Raw genomic sequence first — 18,932 nt, 5'->3', positions numbered from 1 at the left:
CACGCAACGAAGAAGCCCCGGTCCACGAGGACCGGGGCTTCTTTCGACTATCGGGTCACGGCACGTGCCGCACCGCACCCTTGTCGGCCGAGGTGGCCAGGGCGGCGTAGGCGCGCAGCGCGGTGGTCACGGTGCGCTGCCGGTCCTTCGGCTGCCACGGGCGTTCCGAGGCCTCCATCTTGGCGCGGCGCCGCTCCAGCTCGTCGTCGTCCACCAGCACCTCGAGGGCGCGGGTGTGCACGTCGATGCGGATCCGGTCGCCGTCCTCGACCAGGCCGATCACGCCCCCGGCCGCGGCCTCGGGGGAGATGTGCCCGATCGACAGGCCCGATGTGCCGCCGGAGAAGCGGCCGTCGGTGATCAGCGCGCACACCTTGCCCAGTCCCCGGCCCTTGAGGAAGGACGTGGGGTGCAGCATCTCCTGCATGCCGGGGCCGCCCTTGGGGCCCTCGTACCGCACCACGATCACGTCGCCCGGCGTGATCTGCTTGCCCAGAATCTTCGAGACCGCCTCCTCCTGCGACTCGACCACCACGGCCGGGCCCTCGAAGGTGAACAGGTCCTCGTCGATGCCCGCGGTCTTGAGGATCGCGCCGTCCACGGCGATGTTGCCGCGCAGCACGCACAGCCCGCCCTCCACGGTGTAGGCGTGCTCGATGTCGCGGATGCAGCCGCCCGCCTGATCGGTGTCGAGGCTCTCCCACTGGTTCTTGGTGGAGAAGGGCTCGGTGGTGCGCACTCCGCCGGGTGCCGCGTGGAACAACTCGAGCGCCTCGTCGGTGGCCTTGCCGGAGCGGATGTCCCAGTCGTCGAGCCACTTGTCGAAGGACTGCTCGTGCACGGTGTGCACGTCGGTCTCCAGCAGGCCGCCGCGGCGCAGCTCGCCCAGGATGGCGGGGATTCCGCCGGCCCGGTGCACGTCTTCCATGTGGTAGTCGCTGTTCGGCGACACCTTGGACAGGCAGGGCACCTTGCGGCTGATCGCGTCGATGGTCTCCAGGTCGAAGTCGACCTCGCCCTCCTGCGCGGCGGCCAGCGTGTGCAGCACGGTGTTGGTGGAACCGCCCATCGCCACGTCCAGCGCCATCGCGTTGCGGAAGGCGGCCGGGGTGGCGACGTTGCGGGGGAGCACCGACTCGTCGCCGTCGCGGTAGTAGCGCGTGGCGGCCTCGACCACCACGGTGCCCGCGCGCTCGAACAGGGCGCGGCGCGCGGCGTGGGTGGCGAGTGTGGAGCCGTTGCCCGGCAGGGCCAGGCCGAGGGCCTCGGTGAGGCAGTTCATCGAGTTCGCGGTGAACATGCCCGAGCAGGAACCGCAGGTGGGGCAGGCGGACCGCTCGACCTCGCTGAGCCCTTCCTCGTCGATCGCGTCGTTCGCGGACGCCGAGATGGCGGTGATGAGGTCGGTGGGCGCCTTGGCGATCCCGTCGACGATCACGGCCTTGCCGGCCTCCATCGGCCCGCCGGAGACGAAGACGGTGGGGATGTTCAGCCGCATCGCGGCGTTGAGCATGCCCGGGGTGATCTTGTCGCAGTTGGAGATGCACACCAGCGCGTCGGCCGTGTGGGCGTTCGCCATGTACTCCACGGAGTCGGCGATGATCTCGCGGCTGGGCAGGCTGTAGAGCATGCCGCCGTGGCCCATGGCGATGCCGTCGTCGACGGCGATGGTGTGGAACTCGCGGGCCACGCCGCCGGCGGCGCGGACCGATTCGGCGACGATCTCGCCCATGTCCTTGAGGTGCACGTGACCGGGGACGAACTGGGTGTACGAGTTGGCGATCGCCACGATGGGCTTGCCGAAGTCGCTGTCGGTGAGGCCGGTGGCGCGCCAGAGCGAGCGAGCGCCCGCGGCGTTGCGGCCGACGGTGGTGGTGCGTGAGCGGAGCGGTGGCATTGGACGTGAGCCTCGGATCTTGAACTAGTGGCTGAGAAACGGATTCCCTCTACAGGAATGAGCCTGCGCGAGGGTGATTTATTCCCCGGTGATGTCCGGAATGCGTCCCCCGGAGGCGGTTGCGACGCGGGGGAGCTGGCTCAGGGTCACGGCGGGTAGGCGCACCTCGGAGCCGTCGGTGCGGACTGCGTAGACCGCACCGTTGTTCCCCAGTCTAATCCCCGACAGGTCGTCCCAGTCGATGGAGTCGCTGCTCGTGACGCGCACCGAGCGGATCCCGCTGGGGCCGATCACGGTGCGTACGCGCAGGATCCAGAGCGCGGCCAGGATCGGAAGCAGCAGCAGTAGCCAGCCCAGGACCTGCAGGCCCACGCTCGCCGCGCCCCCGTCCATCGCGCGGCCCACGGTCCACGGTCCGACGATGGGCGCCAGGCACACCGCGAACAGTGCGACGCCGAGCAGGGCGATGCCGGGGTGCTTGAAGACCACACGATCGCCCGCGTTGATCGGCACCTCGGTGTCCGAGGTGTGATCGGTGGTCACGATGCGGGTCGAGTCCTTGGTGGCGGGGCTGTCGCTCATAACATGCATTGTCGCATGCGGCAGCAACATCCCAGAATGTGAGACGCACTGACTCGCCGGTTTGACTCAGGCGCACGTGGAGGCCTACTTTCACTGTTGTGAAGCACAGCTACCAGCTCCTCGTAATCGGTCGGCGCGTCGCCGCCTGAACCGGTTACATCCGTTTCACACCAGCATCGACGCGCCACCCTCGCTCAGCTACCGCTGACGGGGGTTTTTTGTTGCCCGGATGGACTTCCGGACAGCGCCGCGCGTCGAACCGTCCATAACGCAGAAGATCTCCACGAGCACGAGAAGGTCAAGCCGTGAGTGCACCTACCGCTCGGCCCCACCCAGGGCAGAAGCCCGGGGCCCGCAAGCCCGGCGCCGGAATCCCCGGCGCGCACCCCGCCGCCTCGAAGTCGAACGTCGCCGACGTCGCGCACAGCACCCTCGACGGTGCCCGCACCGTAGCGCCCGAGCGCGTCACGGGCGCGCAGTCCGTGGTCCGGTCGCTCGAGGAGATCGGTGTGGACACGGTCTTCGGCATTCCCGGCGGCTGCATCCTCCCGGTCTACGACCCGCTGCTCGACTCCAAGAAGGTGCGCCACGTCCTGGTGCGGCACGAGCAGGGCGCCGGCCACGCCGCCACCGGCTACGCCCAGGCCACCGGCAAGGTCGGCGTGTGCATGGCCACCTCCGGTCCCGGCGCCACCAACCTGGTGACCCCGCTCGCGGACGCCCAGATGGACTCGGTCCCGATCGTCGCGATCACCGGCCAGGTGGGTCGCCCCCTGATCGGCACCGACGCCTTCCAGGAGGCCGACATCTCGGGCATCACGATGCCCGTCACCAAGCACAACTTCCTGGTGTACGACGCCGCCGACATCCCGCGCGTGATCGCCGAGGCCTTCTACCTGGCGCAGAGCGGACGCCCGGGCGCGGTGCTCGTCGACATCCCGAAGGACGTGCTGCAGGAGGACACCGTCTTCTCCTGGCCGCCGCAGATCGACCTGCCCGGCTACCGCCCCGTGACCAAGCCGCACGGCAAGCAGATCCGGGAGGCCGCGCGCCTCATCGCCGCGGCGAAGTCGCCCGTGCTCTACGTGGGCGGCGGCGTGCTCAAGGCCGAGGCCTCCGAGGAGCTGCTGAAGCTGGCCGAGCTCACCGGGATTCCGGTGGTCACCACCCTGATGGCCCGGGGCGTGTTCCCGGACAGCCACCCGCAGCACATGGGCATGCCCGGCATGCACGGCACCGTCGGTGCCGTGGCCGCCCTGCAGCGCTCCGACCTGCTGGTCACGCTCGGCGCGCGGTTCGACGACCGGGTCACCGGCAAGCTCGACTCCTTCGCGCCGGATGCCAAGGTGATCCACGCCGATATCGACCCGGCGGAGATCGGTAAGAACCGGTTCGCGGACGTCCCGATCGTGGGCGACTGCAAGGAGGTCATCACCGAGCTGATCGCGGCGATCTCCGAGGACCGCGCCACCATCGCGGCCCCCGACCTCGCCACCTGGTGGAGCTACCTGGACGGGATCCGCGAGACCTACCCGCTGGCGTACAACAAGCCCTCCGACGGTGCGCTGAGCCCCGAGTTCGTGATCGAGCGCCTCGGCGCCGCAGCGGGTCCCGACGCGATCTACTGCGCCGGCGTGGGCCAGCACCAGATGTGGGCGGCGCAGTTCGTCAAGTACGAGAAGCCGCGCACCTGGCTGAACTCGGGCGGCCTCGGCACCATGGGCTACGCGGTTCCCGCGGCCCTCGGCGCCAAGATGGGCGCTCCCGAGAAGGAGGTCTGGGCGATCGACGGTGACGGCTGCTTCCAGATGACCAATCAGGAGCTCGCCACCGCCGCTATCGAGGGCGCACCGATCAAGGTGGCCATCATCAACAACGGCAACCTGGGCATGGTGCGGCAGTGGCAGACGCTCTTCTACGAGCAGCGCTACTCCAGCACCGACCTGTCCACGCACTCGATGCGCATCCCCGATTTCGTCAAGCTCGGCGAGGCCCTGGGCTGCGTCTCCTTCCGCTGCGAGCGCGAGGAGGACGTCGACGCGATCATCGCGCAGGCCCGCGAGATCAACGACCGCCCGGTGGTCATCGACTTCATCGTGGGCGCCGACGCCCAGGTGTGGCCGATGGTGGCCGCCGGCACCAGCAACGACGAGATCATGGCGGCGCGGGACATCCGTCCGCTGTTCGACGAGGACGACGCGGCCGACGAGCCGGCCGTCATCCACGCCGTGATGGAGCGTTCGGAGGAGCAGAAGTGAGCACCACGCACACGCTGAGCGTTCTGGTCGAGGACCGTCCGGGCGTGCTCGCCCGCGTCTCGTCCCTGTTCTCCCGCCGGGGATTCAACATCGAATCCCTCGCGGTGGGCGGTACCGAGCTCAAGGGCGTCAGCCGCATGACGATCGTCGTGACGGTCGACGAGCTGCCCCTGGAGCAGGTCACCAAGCAGCTGAACAAGCTGGTCTCCGTTCTCAAGATCGTCGAACAGGATTCGACGACCTCGGTGGCGCGCGAGCTCATGCTCATCAAGGTGCGCGCCGACGCCACCACCCGTGGCCAGGTCACCGACACCGTCGACCTGTTCCGGGCCAAGATCGTCGATGTCTCACCGGATTCGGTGACCATCGAGGCCACCGGCACGCCGGACAAGTTGGATGCGCTGCTGGCCGTGCTGGACCCGTTCGGAATCCGGGAGATCGCCCAATCGGGTGTGATCGCCCTGGGCCGGGGTCCGAAGTCGATCACGGCAACGCGATAATCATCACAAGTTTCTAGGAACCGAAGGGATACCGAACCAAGTGGCAGTCGAAATGTTCTACGACGAGGACGCCGACCTCTCGATCATCCAGGGCCGGAAGGTGGCCGTGATCGGCTACGGCTCGCAGGGCCACGCGCACTCGCTGAGCCTGCGTGACTCGGGCGTCGACGTGCGGATCGGCCTGCAGGAGGGCTCGAAGTCGCGCGCCAAGGCCGAGGAGCAGGGCCTCACCGTGGACACCCCGGCACACGTCGCCGAGTGGGCCGACGTGATCATGGTGCTCGCACCCGACACCGCGCAGGCGTCGATCTACACCAATGACATCGAGCCCAACCTCAAGGACGGCGACGCGCTGTTCTTCGGCCACGGCCTCAACATCCACTTCGACCTGATCAAGCCGCCGGCGAACATCACCGTCGCCATGGTCGCGCCGAAGGGCCCGGGCCACCTGGTCCGCCGTCAGTTCGTCGACGGCAAGGGCGTTCCCGCGCTCATCGCCGTGGACCAGGACCCGAAGGGCGAGGGCCAGGCCCTCGCGCTGAGCTACGCCGCCGCCATCGGTGGTGCGCGCGCCGGCGTCATCAAGACCACCTTCAAGGAGGAGACCGAGACGGATCTCTTCGGTGAGCAGGCCGTGCTGTGCGGCGGCACCGAGGAGCTCGTCAAGACCGGTTTCGAGGTCATGGTCGAGGCCGGGTACGCGCCGGAGATGGCCTACTTCGAGGTGCTGCACGAGCTGAAGCTGATCGTCGACCTCATGTACGAGGGCGGCATCGCGCGCATGAACTACTCGGTGTCCGACACCGCGGAGTTCGGCGGCTACCTCTCGGGCCCGCGCGTCATCGACGCCGGCACCAAGGAGCGCATGAAGGAGATCCTGTCCGACATTCAGGACGGCACCTTCGTCAAGCAGCTCGTCGCGAACGTCGAGGGCGGCAACAAGCAGCTCGAGGCGCTCCGCAAGGAGAACGCCGAGCACCCGATCGAGGTCACCGGCAAGAAGCTGCGCGACCTGATGAGCTGGGTCGACCGGCCGATCACCGAGACCGCGTAACCGGGTCTCCCCACACGCCGGAGCCCCGTCGAACCGCTGAGGTTCGACGGGGCTCTTGTGTGTCCGGGCGAGAAGGAATACCGTACTGAACATGTTCAGTGAACGTGTTCAGTCGCGGTCCGAGGCGAAGGCCGACACCCGGGCCCGGGTGCTCGCGGCGGCGGATCGGTCGTTCCGGGCGCACGGTTTCACCGGGACGACGGTGCGCGCCATCGCCGCGGACGCCGGCGTCAGCGTGGGGACCGTGATGGCGGTCGGTGACAAGGATGCGCTGCTCATCGCGATCGTCGACGACTGGATCGCGGCGGTGCACGCCGAACGCCCCGGGGGTGAGCCGCTGCCCGCGCTGTCGGTCGACGAGGCCGTCGCCCGGCTGGTGGGCAGCGTCGCGCCCTTCGTCACCTACTTCAACGCCGACGGTGACCTCTCGCGCGAGTACGCCGCCGTGCTCGCTCGGGGCGTTCATCGCTCGCGGACCTTCGGCGATCTGGCGGACGAGCTCCGCGGGGACTTCGCGCGGATCTTCGCGGCTGCGGGGCATCGCGATCCCGAGGCCGCGGCCCGCACCCTCTACTTCGTCTACATCGGCCTGTTGTTCACCACGTCCGGGGTCGCGATCACGCGGGAGAAAGCCGGTGCGGGTCTCATTGAAGCCATCGAACAGATTCTCGGACAAGGAGTTCCGCAATGACCACCGGATACATCGATACCCCGCACTGGCCCTGGCTCACGGTGGCGCTCGCCGTCGTCCTCCTCGGCGACGCCCTGCTCTCGATCCGGCCGCCGCAACTCATCCAGGACTGCCTCGACGGGGTGCGGTTCCCGCGTGACTGGTGGTGGACGCTCATCGTGATCAAGGTGTGCGCCGGTGCCGGGCTCCTCGCAGGGCTGCAGTTCCCGGGCGTCGGCGTCGCGGCGAACGCCGGCGTGGTCGTCTACTTCGTCTGTGCGGCCGTGGCGCACGTGCGCGCGAACTTCATGGGCTCGACCTTCTGGGTGAACTGCCTGGGGATGCTCGCCTTCTCGACGATCGTGCTGATCGCGTCCTACGTCTAACGCGTCTCGAAAGAAACCAGCGCTGCTGATTGATAGTGATAGTCTAGGGCCAATCGGCTATCACCAGGGTGGGGCCGCGGACGAAAGCGAGACGTGAGATGCGACTGGCACTGACGCACATGAGCCGGACCATGAACGACCCGTTCCCGGGACAGGCGGAGTACGAGGAGACGCTCCAGGATCTCTCGGAGGCGTCGGTGCGGCGCAACTTCGACCCGTACATCGACATCGACTGGGACAACCCGGAGCTGGCCATCGTCCCGGACGATCCGCGCTGGGTGTGCGATCCCCGCTTCGATCCGATCGGTCGGCACCCCTGGTACCAGGCGCAGCCCCTGGCGAAGCAGATCGAGATCGGCATGTGGCGCCAGGCCAATGTCGCCAAGGTCGGCCTGCAGTTCGAGTCCATGCTGATCCGCGGTATCATGCAGTACACCGCCGCGCTGCCCAACAACTCGCCGGAGTTCCGGTACGCCACGCACGAGGCGAAGGAGGAGTGCCAGCACACGCTGATGTTCCAGGAGTTCGTCAACCGCGTGGGCGTGGACGTCCCCGGCGGCAGCTGGTTCCTGCGCCGCATCTCGCCGATCGTGCCGCTGTCCGCCACGATCACGCCGCTGTACTTCTACATGATGGTGCTGGGCGGTGAGGAGCCGATCGATCACCTGCAGAAGCAGTTCCTGCGCTCGGGTTCCGAGCAACATCCCGCGATGAGCTCGATCATGCAGATCCACGTGGCCGAGGAGGCCCGGCACATCGGCTTCGCGCATCAGTTGCTGGAGCACCGCATTCCGGCTCGCGGATGGTTCCCGCGCCTGGTGCTCTCGTTGATGCTGCCGATCACCATGCGGGTGATGGTCACGATGATCATGATGCCGCCCAAGCAGTTCTGGGAGACCTTCGACATCCCGCGGTCGGTGAAGAAGGACATCTTCTGGCGTTCGCCCGAATCGCAGCAGATGAAGCGCGACGTCTTCGGCGATGTGCGGATGATGGCCGAGAAGGCCGGCCTGTGGAATCCGCTGGCCCGGCTGATGTGGCGGATCTGCGGTATCGACGGCCGCGTCTCGCGCTTCCGCAGCGAGCCCGCTTACGCCGCGCAGTAATCTCTCTGTCATGGGTGAGGACAATCGAGTTCCGGGTCCGGCGTGGGAAGGACGTGCGCTGAGGTTGCCCGCCGCGCCGGTGGCCGCGAACGCTGCAGAACTCGCGGTCGTCGCGGTCGACGCGGCGCGGTCCGTGGCAGGACTGGAGCTCGACTACACGCCGGGCTCGCTGCGAGCAGTGGACGAGGTCCTCGACGGCTTTCGTGAGCCGGGGTCCGACGCGATGGCGGAGACGATCTTCGTCTTCGGCTGCTACGTCGGCGAGGTGCTGGTGCGGCACGCGGGCTACCGATGGATCGACACTCCGAATGACGGAGTGCAGTTCGTGGGGCCGCTGAGCGTGGTGTCCGGTGGACAGTACGCGTCACCGATCAACAAGGCCTTCAAACGTGTGGACGAGGGCGAAGTCGACAGCGTCGCCCATTTTTACGAGGTGTTCAGCGCCCCGAACTCCTGAGCCGGATCACAGTCGCGCGATCGCCCGGGTCGCGGCGTGGAAGCCGCACATACCGTGCGCGGCCGGACCGGGCGGCGTCGCGGCGGAGCAGATGTACATCCCCGGCACGCCGAGGTCGTAGGGCTGCAGCGTGATCCGCGGGCCGAACACCAGCTGCATGGGGTCCTTGGCGCCGGTGTTGATATCGCCGCCCACGAAGTTCGCGTTGTAGCGGGACATCTCGGTGGTCGAGCACACCGCGGTGCCCACGATCCGGTCGCGAAACCCGGGGGCGAAGCGCTCGATCTGCGCGATGATCGCCGCCGTGGCGTCGCCGGTGAAACCCGCCGGGACGTGCGCGTACGACCACACCGGATGCACATCGCCCGAACTGCGCGAGGGGTCGGCCAGGTACTGCTGGCCCACCAGCACGAAGGGCCGCTCGGGCATCCGTCCGGCCGCGATCTCCCGCTCGGTGGCGGCGACCTCGGCGAACTCGCCGCCGAGGTGCACCGTGCCGGACCGTCGCGCATCGGGATTGGTCCAGGGCACCCCGCCCTGCACCGCGAAATCCACCTTGAACGCGCCGGGACCGTGCCGGAACCGGCTCAGCGCACGCCCGATCCGCCGCGGGAGGCGGTCGCCGAGGATCGCCGCGACCTGCCCCGGATCCAGGTCGAACAGTGTGACATCGGACGCGGGTAGGTTCGCCGCGCTCACCCGGGCCCCGGTCTCGATCTTCCCGCCCAGATCCTCGAACTCGGCGGCCAGCGCGGCGGCGATGCTGCCCGATCCGCCCTCGGCCACCTGCCAGCCGTACCGGTGGCCGGCGGTGATGAGTCCCAGGCCGATGGCCGAGGTCATCGGGCGATGCAGCGGCTGGAAGGTGTGCGCCGCGATGCCCGCCCACAGGCCGCGGGCCTGCGGGGTGCGGAAGGCACGCCCCAGCGCCGCAGCGGGGAGCGGCGTCGGCATCCCGAACTCCGCCAGCGCCACCGGATGCCGCGGCACCCGCAGCATCGGCCCCATCATGGTGGGGGAGATCGCGTCGAAGTGCCGCACCGACCGGTCGAACAGCCGGCGCCACACCGCGCCGTCGGGCCCCAACCCGGCGGCCGTCTCGGCCACACCGCGGTGCAGCACGCCGCCACTACCGCCGTCGAGGGGGTGCACGCAATCCAGCTCCGCCGAGCGCCACCGCAGCCCGCGCCGCTCGATGTCGATCGAGGCCAGGAACGGCGAGCCCACCGCCATGGGATGGATCGCCGCGCAGTGGTCGTGGATCAGGCCGGGGGCCAGCGCCTCGAAGGAGCGCACGCCGCCGCCCACGGTGTCGGCCGCTTCCAGCAGCGTGGTCTCGATCCCCGCGCGGGCCAGGGTGATCGCCGCGGCGAGCCCGTTGGGTCCGCCGCCGACGACGGTGCCGGTTGTCATACCGACGAGCCTACGGGGAACCGCACCGGGTCGGTCGTCCACGTGATCTCGCAGGAGACCGGACCGTCGGGCAGCCAGGGCTGGCTGTTCACGCAGTCGATCACGCTCCACCGTCCCCGCGAGATCACGCCGAGGGCGGCGTCGATGATCTTGAAGTCCTGGCTCATCCGGGTGATCGGCTGCGATTCCGCCCACACCACGATCACCTCGCCGGGCTCGAACCGCGCCTGCTCCTGCACCGCGGCGATCAGCCGCTCGTCGTGCAGGTGCCCGTCGCCGAAGTTGAAGCCGATCAGGGTGTTGCACACCAACTCGCCCTCGCGCAGCGTGCGCTGCTCCACATCGGGCACGTGCCGCAACATCATCGAGAACAGGCCCCGACCGTTGCTGTGCAGCGCCCGCCAGCCGAGCCCCTTCTCCAGCAGCACCTCCGCCCACTTCCGATCGATGCCGAAGGCCACGAACTGATCGACGGTGTTGTGCACCGGCCGCTGCACCCGATTCAGCTTCTCCTCGGCGCCCGGCGCGAAGGCCCACATGCCCGTCGCCCAGTTACCGGCGTACTGCCGCAGGGAGGGTAGGAACGAGACCTTATCGGGCCGGATGTTGCCGAGCACCGGGAAGAAGGCGAGCGCGGCCAGTGTGGGCAGCACCAGCCAGGCCGGCGACATGTCCAGCACCGAGAACCCCTCCTGTGCGGGGAATCCCACGAACAGGAAGACGGCGGTGTACGCGAACAGCAGGTTCCACTCCAGCGGCACCGCCAGCGGGAAGGTGGAGATGATGAACAAGTGGTAGCACACCATGAACACGGCGCACACCACGGTGAGCGTCCGGTTGGTGGAGAAGAGCAGCACCAGGGGAGCGGCGATCTCCACGAACGTGCCCAGCCCCTCGGCCATGAACCGCGACAACTTCGAGGGCAGCAGATCGTGGGGCGCGTTGCGGTAGTGCGCCCGCCGCAGTCCCTTGAACGGCATGCACGGCGAATTGGACACCATCACCGGGATCACCATGATGAAGTGCCGGCCGATCTTGGACAGTCCGGCGCCCACCCACACCGACACGATCAGCAGCTTGAGCCCCACGATCAGGGTGGCGAAGGAGAGCAGCGGGAACAGCGCGAACATGATCAGGGCGGGTAGGTACTGCTCGCCGCGCGCGCCGAGGAAGATCGTCTTGTCGCGCAGGCCGATCAGGATCAGCAGTGCGATCGGCGCGAGCATCGACACCGGCGGCAGCAGCGGCCACGGCGAATCGCCCACCGCGCCGCCGGGCAGCGCGATACCGACGACCAGACTCGCGAGCAGGGCGAGGTACAGCGCCACGTCGAGACCGGTGCGCCGGTTGCCGGCCGTGAACGGCACCCAGGTGTATGGGCGCAGTCGAATGGTCCCGGTGCGGGCCCAGAACCGGATCCCGCCCGTCATCGGCTTGATCTTGAAGGTCAACGGTCCCCACGCGCCCGCGATCCCGATGGCCTCGAGCAGCACGGTCCACAGCACCAGCTTCTGGTAGACGATCGGCTTGTTCCACCACTGGCCGACATCCCAGAAGTGCAGGCCCGATGTGGCCGTGGCGGCGAGCACTCCACCGAAGGCGAACAGCACCGCGAGTTTCGCGATGTACACCAGGTAGATGCCCCAGGCGCTGCCGAAACCGTTGTCCACCCAGTGCTGCGTGGCGAACTTGGTGCGCTCGCGAATGGGGCGGGCGAGGAATTCGTCGGGGTCGACGGGCGGGAAGGCGGGTTGCAGGAATCCCATGGCGGTCTTCTTCTCTCTTCGCTTCGGGACGGAGGTCAGTGGGCGGCGTCGAGGCGGCGCAGGGCGGGCTTGTCGATCTTGCCGACGGGGTTCTTGGGCAGCTGATCGACGATCGTGACGGCGGTGGGCTGCTTGTACTTCGCGAGATGCTCGCCGGTGTGGGCCAGGACCCGCTCGGCCGCGAGCGAGGCGCCGGGGGCGGCCACCAGGTAGAGCACGGGCACCTCTCCGTACTTCTCGTCCGGGCGGCCGATCACGGCGGCCTCGGCCACCCCGTCCAGCGCGTACACCGCGGTCTCGATCTCCTTGGGGTAGATGTTCTCCCCGCCGCGGATGATCATGTCCTTCGCGCGGTCCACCAGGACGAGGTAGCCGTCCGCATCGAGGAATCCCACATCGCCGGTGTGCAGCCAGCCGTCGACCAGTGTCTTCGCCGTCTCCTCCGGCCGATTCAGGTAGCCGCGCATGATGTTCGGTCCCGCGAGCAGCACCTCGCCGGCCTCGCCCGCGGGCAACTCGGCACCGTGGGCGTCGACGATCCTGATCCGCTGCTCCGGGAGCGGCAGGCCCACGGTGCCCACCTTGCGGACACCGTCGAGCGGGTTGCAGGTGGCGGCGCAGGTGCACTCGGACAGGCCGTAGCCCTCGATGAGCGGGAAGCCGTACCGCGCCTCGAAGCCCGTCAGCAGCTCGCGGCTCGCCGGTGCGGCGCCGCACACCGCGAACCGCACCCGCGAGGTGTCGGGGCGCACCTCGGGCGGCAGGCCCGCCAGCATGGTGTAGATGGTCGGCACGGCCGAGAAGTACGTGGCCCCGGTGCGTTCGACGATGTCGAAGAAGGTGCGCGGATCGAATCGGCCCACGATGGTCACCCGGCCGCCGGCCCGCAGCGGGTTGAGGGTGGAGACCACGATCGCGTTCACATGGAACAGGGGCAGGATCAGCAGGCTGTGCTCGCCGGGCTCGAACTCGAAGGCCGCACTCGACATCTCGCTCATCGCGATCAGGTTCGCGTGATCGAGCATGACGCCCTTCGGCCGCCCCGTGGTCCCGGAGGTGTAGATCAACAGCGCCAGGTCCGACGGTGCCGCCACCGCCGCGCCGTCGTCGGGCGCGTTCTCCAGCAGGGACTCCGGGCGCAGGACCGTCACTCCGGCGGGGGCCGCGTCGTCGGCCGCGATGAGCACGCGCGCCCCGGCGTCGCTGATCTGATAGCCCGATTCGTTCGGTGTGAGATAGGGATTGATCGGGGTGGCGGCGGCGCCGAGCCGCCACGCCGCGAACAGGCCGACCACCAGGTGTGCGGTGTTGGGCAGCCGGATCGCCACCACATCGCCGCGTCCGACTCCCGCCGCCCGCAGCCCTGCGGTGGTGCGCCGTACCGCGTCGAGGAAGGCGGTGTTGTCGAGATCGAGCGCGTCGTCGGCGACGGCCAGATCGTGCGGCGCGGCCCCGGCGCGGGTGTCGGGGACGGTGGCGAAGGTGAGGTCGGTGGACACGGCGACTCCTATTCGTTCGGTGAGGAGAACCCTAGGCGTGATGTGATGCCGGTCACTCCGTCCCGCGGCGACCAAATCGGCGCGGGATTTCGTCGTGGGAAGACAAAGGAATCGCCTCACGAGACGTCGGCGGAGCCCTAGCCTGACCTCATGAGACAGTCGTCGGGCAGTCCCGAACTCGGCTCCGATCCCATCGGGTCCACCGTGGCCGGCGTGCTGACCTCGTTGGAACCGCACACGGTTGCCGATCGGATGACCGCGCTGATGCTGGCCGAGATCCCGGAGCTGCGCGGTGATCACGCCCTCGAACTCGCCCTGGCCGCGAGTGTCGCGGGCAACGTCGACACCGTGCTGCACGCCATGGTGCTCGGCGTCGATCCGGCCTCCATCGAGGCGCCGCTCGCCGCGATGGAGTACCCGCGGCGGCTCGCCCAACGCGGCCTGCCGGTGACCGCGCTGGTGCGCGCCTACCGTCTCGGCCAGGCGAGCATGGTGCGGCAGATGCACGACGCCGTTCGCGCCACCGGCCTCGCCGCGGAACAGAAACTCGCCGCGCACGAATGGATCACCGACTGGTCCTTCGCGTACTCCGACACCGTGATCGAGACCGTCATCACCGCCTACCAGCGCGAGCGCGACCGGTGGATGCAGGCCCGGTCCGGGGCCCGGGTGGCGCGCGTGCGCGAGCTGCTCGCGCACGACGGCCCCGTCGACATCGACGCCGCCTCGCTCGCCCTCGGCTATCCACTGCGCCGCCACCACCTCGCGCTGATCGCCTCGTACCCCGACGAGACCGACCGCGTGGAGCGGCTCGAGTCCTACGTTCGTGAGCTCGCCACCGCCGTCGGCCCCGTGGAGGCGCCGCTGCTGCTGGCCGCCGATCAGCGCACCGTCTGGGGCTGGCTGCCGGTGGCCGACCCGGTCGAGGCGATCGACCGGGCGCGGGCCTTCGCCGCACCGTCGGGCGACGGTCCGCGGGTGGCCTTCGGAGCCGTGCGCCCCGGCGTGGAGGGCTTCCGCCGGTCGTACGCCGAGGCCGCCGCGGTGCGGCGCAGCGCGGGGGAGCGTCCCGTGGTCTTCGCGGGCGACCCCGGGGTGATGGTGGCGGCGCTCATCGGTGCGGACCCGGCCGCGGCGGGGCGATGGGCGCGGGACGTCCTGGGACCGCTGGCCGACGACACCGAATCCGACGCCCGCCTACGCGGCACCCTCGCGGTGTACCTGCGGCACGGCGGAGGGTTCAAGGCCGCGGCCGCGGAACTGAACCTGCACCCGAACTCGGTGAAGTACCGGGTGCAGCGCGCCCTGGAGCGGCGTGGCCGCGGCATCGGTGCCGATCGCCTCGATGTGGAGGTCGCGCTGCTCGTGTGCGACCCGGCGGCAGGTGGGCGCCCCGCAGGTCACTAAGCTTCAGGCCACAACCGGCACCCTGATTGAGGAGCGCAAGTGAGCCGTCCCGTGGTATTGATCGCCGACAAGCTGGCACCGTCGACAGTGGAGGCGCTCGGCGACGGCGTCGAGGTGAAGTGGGTCGACGGTCCGGACCGTCCCGCACTGCTGGCCGCGGTCCCCGAGGCCGATGCGCTGCTGGTGCGCTCGGCGACCACCGTCGACGCCGAGGTCCTCGCGGCCGCCACCAAGCTGAAGATCGTGGCCCGCGCCGGCGTCGGCCTGGACAACGTCGACGTTCCCGCCGCCACCGAGCGCGGCGTTCTCGTGGTCAACGCGCCCACGTCGAACATCCACACCGCCGCCGAGCACGCCGTCGCGCTGCTGCTGGCCACCGCCCGGCAGATCCCCGCCGCCGACGCCACGCTGCGCGAGCACGAGTGGAAGCGCAGCAAGTTCAACGGTGTCGAGATCTTCGGCAAGACCGTCGGCGTGGTGGGCATGGGCCGCATCGGCCAGCTCGTCGCGCAGCGCCTGGCCGCGTTCGAGACCAAGATCATCGCCTACGACCCCTACGTGAGCCCGGCCCGCGCCGCGCAGCTCGGCATCGAGCTGGTGACCCTCGACGAGCTCGTCGAGCGCGCCGACCTGATCACCGTGCACCTGCCGAAGACCCCGGAGACCAAGGGCCTCATCGGTCGCGAGCTGCTGGCCAAGACCAAGAAGGGCGTCATCATCGTCAACGCCGCCCGCGGCGGCCTCGTCGACGAGCAGGCGCTCGCCGACGCCATCACCTCGGGCCACGTCTTCGGTGCCGGACTCGACGTCTTCGAGACCGAGCCCTGCACCGACAGCCCGCTGTTCGAGCTGCCGCAGGTCGTGGTGACCCCGCACCTGGGCGCCTCGACCTCGGAGGCCCAGGACCGCGCCGGCACCGATGTCGCCAAGAGCGTGCAGCTGGCGCTCGCCGGCGAGTTCGTTCCCGACGCCGTGAACGTCAAGGGCGGCGCCGTCGACGAGGAGGTCGCGCCCTGGCTCGAGCTCACCCGCAAGCTCGGTGTGGTGCTGGGCGGCCTGCCCGGCCCGCTGCCCGAGAAGGTCGGCGTCACCGTGCGCGGCGAGCTGGCCAGCGAGAACGTCGAGATCCTGCAGCTCTCGGCCCTGCGCGGCCTGTTCTCGGCCGTCATCGAGGACGCCGTCACCTTCGTCAACGCCCCCGCCCTCGCGGAGGAGCGCGGCGTGAGCGCCGAGCTGGAGAAGCTCTCCGAGAGCCCCAACCACCGCAGCCTCGTGGACGTGCGCGCCGTGTACGGCGACGGCACCGTGCACAATGTCTCCGGCACCCTGTCGGGCCTGGGCCAGGTGCAGAAGGTCACCAACATCAACGGCCGCAACTTCGACCTGCGTGCCGAGGGCCTGAACCTGTACGTCGCGTACCCGGATCAGCCGGGCTCGCTGGGCAAGCTGGGCACCGTGCTCGGTGACGCCGGCATCGACATCCAGGCCGCGGCGCTCAGCCAGGACGCCGAGGGCGACGGTGCCACCGTGCTGCTGCGCGTGAGCCAGCCGGTGCCGGCCGATGTGCAGCAGAAGATCAGCGACGCCGTCTCGGCCACCACCGTGGTGCAGGTGGACCTGTCGTGAAGCTCGCGGTGATCGGCGGGGACGGTATCGGCCCCAAGGTGGTGGCGGAAGCCCTCAAGGTGCTCCGCGTGGTGGTCGGCGAGTTCGAGACCACCGACTACGACCTGGGTTCGCGTCGCTATGAGCGCAATGGCGAGCTGCTGACCGACGAGGATCTGGCGTCGCTGCGCGAGCACGACGCGATCCTGCTCGGCGCCATCGGCGATCCGCGCAAGGTGCCGCCGGGCGTGCTGGAGCGCGGCCTGCTGCTGAAGATGCGGTTCGCGCTCGACCATCACGTGAACCTGCGGCCCTCCAAGCTGTTCCCCGGCGTCGAATCGCCCCTGAAGAACCCGGGCGAGATCGATTTCGTGGTGGTCCGCGAGGGCACCGAGGGCGCGTACACCGGCAACGGCGGCGCGATCCGCGTGGGCACCCCGCACGAGGTGGCCAACGAGACCTCGGTGAACACCCGCTTCGGCGCGGAGCGCGTGGTGCGCTACGCCTTCGCGCTCGCGCAGACCCGCCGCAAGAAGCTCACGCTGGTGCACAAGACCAACGTGCTCGTCTACGGCGGCGGCCTGTGGCAGCGCACCGTCGACGAGGTGGCGCGCGAGTTCCCCGATGTCGCCGTGGATTACAGCCACATCGACGCGGCCACCATCTACCTGGTGACCGACCCGTCGCGGTTCGACGTGATCGTCACCGACAACCTGTTCGGCGACATCCTCACCGATGAGGCCGGCGCGGTCTCGGGCGGCATCGGCCTGGCCGCATCGGGCAACATCGATGCGACGGGCACCAACCCGTCGATGTTCGAGCCCGTGCACGGCAGCGCCCCCGACATCGTGGGCCAGGGCATCGCGGACCCCACCGCGGCCATCCTGTCCGCGGCGATGCTGCTGCGTCACCTCGGCAACGAGGAGGGCGCGCAGCGGATCGAGACCGCCGTCGCGGCCGATCTCGAGGCCCGTGGCGACGCCCCGATCCGCACCGTCGAGGTCGGCGACCGCATTGCCGCCGCCCTCCGCTAGGCCCCGTTCTCTGACTTAACGTCGTTAGCCCACGCTGTTTCCCCAGGAAGCGGTGTGGGCTAACGCTGTTAAGTCAGGAGGGGGTGGTCGACGGTGCCGGCTCCCGTTCCCGTTCCCGCGGTTGCGCATCGCGGGGGACGAGGGGGTAGGCGAGCAGCGGGGCCAGGGCGACGATGCCGAACGCGGCGGCGAAACCGGTGGCGTGGATCAGCGTTCCGAGGATCGGTCCCGCCGCCGTGGTCACGATGAACTGGCCGGTGTTCTGGATGCCGAGGGCGCGCCCGCTGTAGTACGGGCCGGCCTTCTCGGCGATGGCGGTGAAGGCCAGGCCGTTGTCGGCGACGGTGACGACCGAGGCGATCAGGAAGACCGCCACCGCGACCGGTGATCCGATGGCGGTGAGCGCGCCGAGTGCGCCCATCGACGCGGCGGCGCCCAGGGCGATCCACTTGATGGGCGCGGTGCGCGACCCGAGCCGGTCCGACCAGGCGCCCGCGGCGATCCGCCCCAGCGCGCCGCAGAGCTGGCTGGCGGAGACCAGCAGGCCTGCGGTGGCGGGCGTCCAGTGCAAGCCGATGATCAGCCAGGTGATGCCCCACGTCCACACCGCGCCCTGCGGCAGCACCAGCAGCAGGGAGACCGCGTGGATGCGGGCCAGGAAGGAATCCTCGCGGTACGGATTGGCGCGGGCCTCCGCGGCGGCGGGACCGCTCTCGGGCCGCGGCGGGTCGATGATGAACGCCCACACCAGGATCAGGGAGATCGCGGCCACGGTGAGCGGGACCAGCATGGCGGCGGTCAGGCCCACCCGGTTCGCGAGCAGCGGCATCGTGAGTGAGAGCAGGGCGATGCCCAGCGGCTGCGAGGTCTGGCGGATGCCCATCGCGGTACCGCGACTGGAGGCGGGGAACCAGCCCACCACGATCCGTCCGCTGGCGCCGTTCCCGCTCGCCGCCATCGCCGACGACATGAACAGACCGATCGCGACCACCGGCAGCGGTGCGTGCGCGGCGAAGGCGACGACGGTGCCCGCGAGACCGGCGGTGGCACCGGCGAGGCTCACCAGGAGCACGTGCCGCTCGCCGTAGCGATCGATCATCGCACCCCACAGGATGGTGGTCAGCAGGAGTCCGGCGGGCGCAGCGGCGGCGAACAGTCCCGCGCGCTGCGGGCTGAGACCGTCCTGGATGAGCTGGGGGAGGAGGAAGGCGGTGCAGTTCACAGTGGCGGTGGTGGTGATCGCGGCGGTCATGGAGACCGCCAGGATCCACCAGCGGCGGGCGGCGGACATCTCCATC

The 18,932-nt window shown here is 69.5% G+C and carries 16 protein-coding genes; 10 read left to right on the top strand and 6 right to left on the bottom strand.

Translation table 11 applies throughout. The features are described 5' to 3' along the window. Positions 1 to 55 precede the first annotated feature (55 nt). Both ilvD and TTY48_RS02700 read right to left on the bottom strand, forming a co-directional pair. The gene (gene ilvD / locus TTY48_RS02705; protein WP_220656043.1) at positions 56 to 1,897 is read right to left on the bottom strand and encodes a dihydroxy-acid dehydratase; all 1,842 of its coding nucleotides are present in this window, start codon (positions 1,895 to 1,897) and stop codon (positions 56 to 58) included. Positions 1,898 to 1,975: 78 nt separating this feature from the next. Further along, a complete protein-coding gene (locus tag TTY48_RS02700; protein ID WP_220656042.1) occupies positions 1,976 to 2,479 on the bottom strand; it encodes a PH domain-containing protein in 504 nt (167 codons plus the stop codon). A gap of 305 nt (positions 2,480 to 2,784) precedes the next feature. Between TTY48_RS02700 and TTY48_RS02695 the strand changes: the two genes are divergently transcribed. The 7 genes from TTY48_RS02695 to TTY48_RS02665 all read left to right on the top strand — a co-directional run bounded on the left by TTY48_RS02695 (position 2,785) and on the right by TTY48_RS02665 (position 8,910). After that, positions 2,785 to 4,737, top strand: a complete 1,953-nt coding sequence (locus tag TTY48_RS02695; protein WP_220656041.1) for an acetolactate synthase large subunit — start codon at positions 2,785 to 2,787, stop codon at positions 4,735 to 4,737. Next, positions 4,734 to 5,237, top strand: a complete 504-nt coding sequence (gene ilvN, locus TTY48_RS02690; protein ID WP_220656040.1) for an acetolactate synthase small subunit — start codon at positions 4,734 to 4,736, stop codon at positions 5,235 to 5,237. Before TTY48_RS02695 ends, ilvN begins: the two co-directional genes overlap by 4 nt. Before the next feature lie 52 nt (positions 5,238 to 5,289). Further along, a complete protein-coding gene (gene ilvC / locus TTY48_RS02685; protein WP_220658418.1) occupies positions 5,290 to 6,291 on the top strand; it encodes a ketol-acid reductoisomerase in 1,002 nt (333 codons plus the stop codon). A gap of 91 nt (positions 6,292 to 6,382) precedes the next feature. Further along, positions 6,383 to 6,982, top strand: a complete 600-nt coding sequence (locus TTY48_RS02680; protein WP_220656039.1) for a TetR/AcrR family transcriptional regulator — start codon at positions 6,383 to 6,385, stop codon at positions 6,980 to 6,982. Further along, positions 6,979 to 7,347, top strand: coding sequence for a DoxX family protein (locus TTY48_RS02675; protein WP_220656038.1), 369 nt, complete (start codon positions 6,979 to 6,981; stop codon positions 7,345 to 7,347). The genes TTY48_RS02680 and TTY48_RS02675 overlap by 4 nt, the downstream gene beginning before the upstream one ends. Positions 7,348 to 7,445: 98 nt before the next feature. Then, the gene (locus TTY48_RS02670) at positions 7,446 to 8,453 is read left to right on the top strand and encodes a diiron oxygenase (RefSeq protein ID WP_220656037.1); all 1,008 of its coding nucleotides are present in this window, start codon (positions 7,446 to 7,448) and stop codon (positions 8,451 to 8,453) included. 10 nt (positions 8,454 to 8,463) lie between these two features. Further along, a complete protein-coding gene (locus TTY48_RS02665; protein ID WP_220656036.1) occupies positions 8,464 to 8,910 on the top strand; it encodes a hypothetical protein in 447 nt (148 codons plus the stop codon). A gap of 6 nt (positions 8,911 to 8,916) precedes the next feature. On the opposite strand, the gene TTY48_RS02660 is transcribed toward TTY48_RS02665, so the two are convergent. The 3 genes from TTY48_RS02660 to TTY48_RS02650 are packed head-to-tail and all read right to left on the bottom strand — an operon-like array spanning position 8,917 to position 13,588. Then, a complete protein-coding gene (locus tag TTY48_RS02660; protein WP_220656035.1) occupies positions 8,917 to 10,323 on the bottom strand; it encodes an NAD(P)/FAD-dependent oxidoreductase in 1,407 nt (468 codons plus the stop codon). Then, entirely contained in the window at positions 10,320 to 12,089 is a 1,770-nt protein-coding gene (locus TTY48_RS02655) for a DUF3556 domain-containing protein (RefSeq protein ID WP_220656034.1), read from the bottom strand. Before TTY48_RS02655 ends, TTY48_RS02660 begins: the two co-directional genes overlap by 4 nt. Before the next feature lie 35 nt (positions 12,090 to 12,124). Continuing rightward, positions 12,125 to 13,588 (bottom strand): class I adenylate-forming enzyme family protein, encoded by a 1,464-nt coding sequence (locus TTY48_RS02650; protein WP_220656033.1) that lies wholly within the window; start codon positions 13,586 to 13,588, stop codon positions 12,125 to 12,127. Between the two features lie 150 nt (positions 13,589 to 13,738). Between TTY48_RS02650 and TTY48_RS02645 the strand changes: the two genes are divergently transcribed. From TTY48_RS02645 to TTY48_RS02635, 3 genes are read left to right on the top strand one after another with little or no spacing between them, the layout of a single operon-like run. Then, the gene (locus TTY48_RS02645; RefSeq protein ID WP_220656032.1) at positions 13,739 to 14,995 is read left to right on the top strand and encodes a CdaR family transcriptional regulator; all 1,257 of its coding nucleotides are present in this window, start codon (positions 13,739 to 13,741) and stop codon (positions 14,993 to 14,995) included. A 39-nt stretch (positions 14,996 to 15,034) separates the two neighbouring features. Beyond that, positions 15,035 to 16,621 (top strand): phosphoglycerate dehydrogenase, encoded by a 1,587-nt coding sequence (gene serA, locus TTY48_RS02640; protein WP_220656031.1) that lies wholly within the window; start codon positions 15,035 to 15,037, stop codon positions 16,619 to 16,621. Further along, on the top strand, positions 16,618 to 17,634 hold the full coding sequence (locus TTY48_RS02635) for a 3-isopropylmalate dehydrogenase (protein WP_220656030.1): 1,017 nt from the start codon (positions 16,618 to 16,620) through the stop codon (positions 17,632 to 17,634). Before serA ends, TTY48_RS02635 begins: the two co-directional genes overlap by 4 nt. Before the next feature lie 73 nt (positions 17,635 to 17,707). On the opposite strand, the gene TTY48_RS02630 is transcribed toward TTY48_RS02635, so the two are convergent. Continuing rightward, positions 17,708 to 18,931: an MFS transporter gene (locus TTY48_RS02630; RefSeq protein WP_220656029.1), complete on the bottom strand. Its 1,224-nt coding sequence runs from the start codon at positions 18,929 to 18,931 to the stop codon at positions 17,708 to 17,710. Between the last annotated feature and the right edge of the window lies 1 nt (position 18,932).

Source organism: Tsukamurella sp. TY48, assembly GCF_019656655.1.
In the GTDB taxonomy this organism is placed as follows: Bacteria; Actinomycetota; Actinomycetes; order Mycobacteriales; family Mycobacteriaceae; genus Tsukamurella; species Tsukamurella strandjordii.
This window is presented reverse-complemented; position numbering and strand designations above follow the sequence as displayed.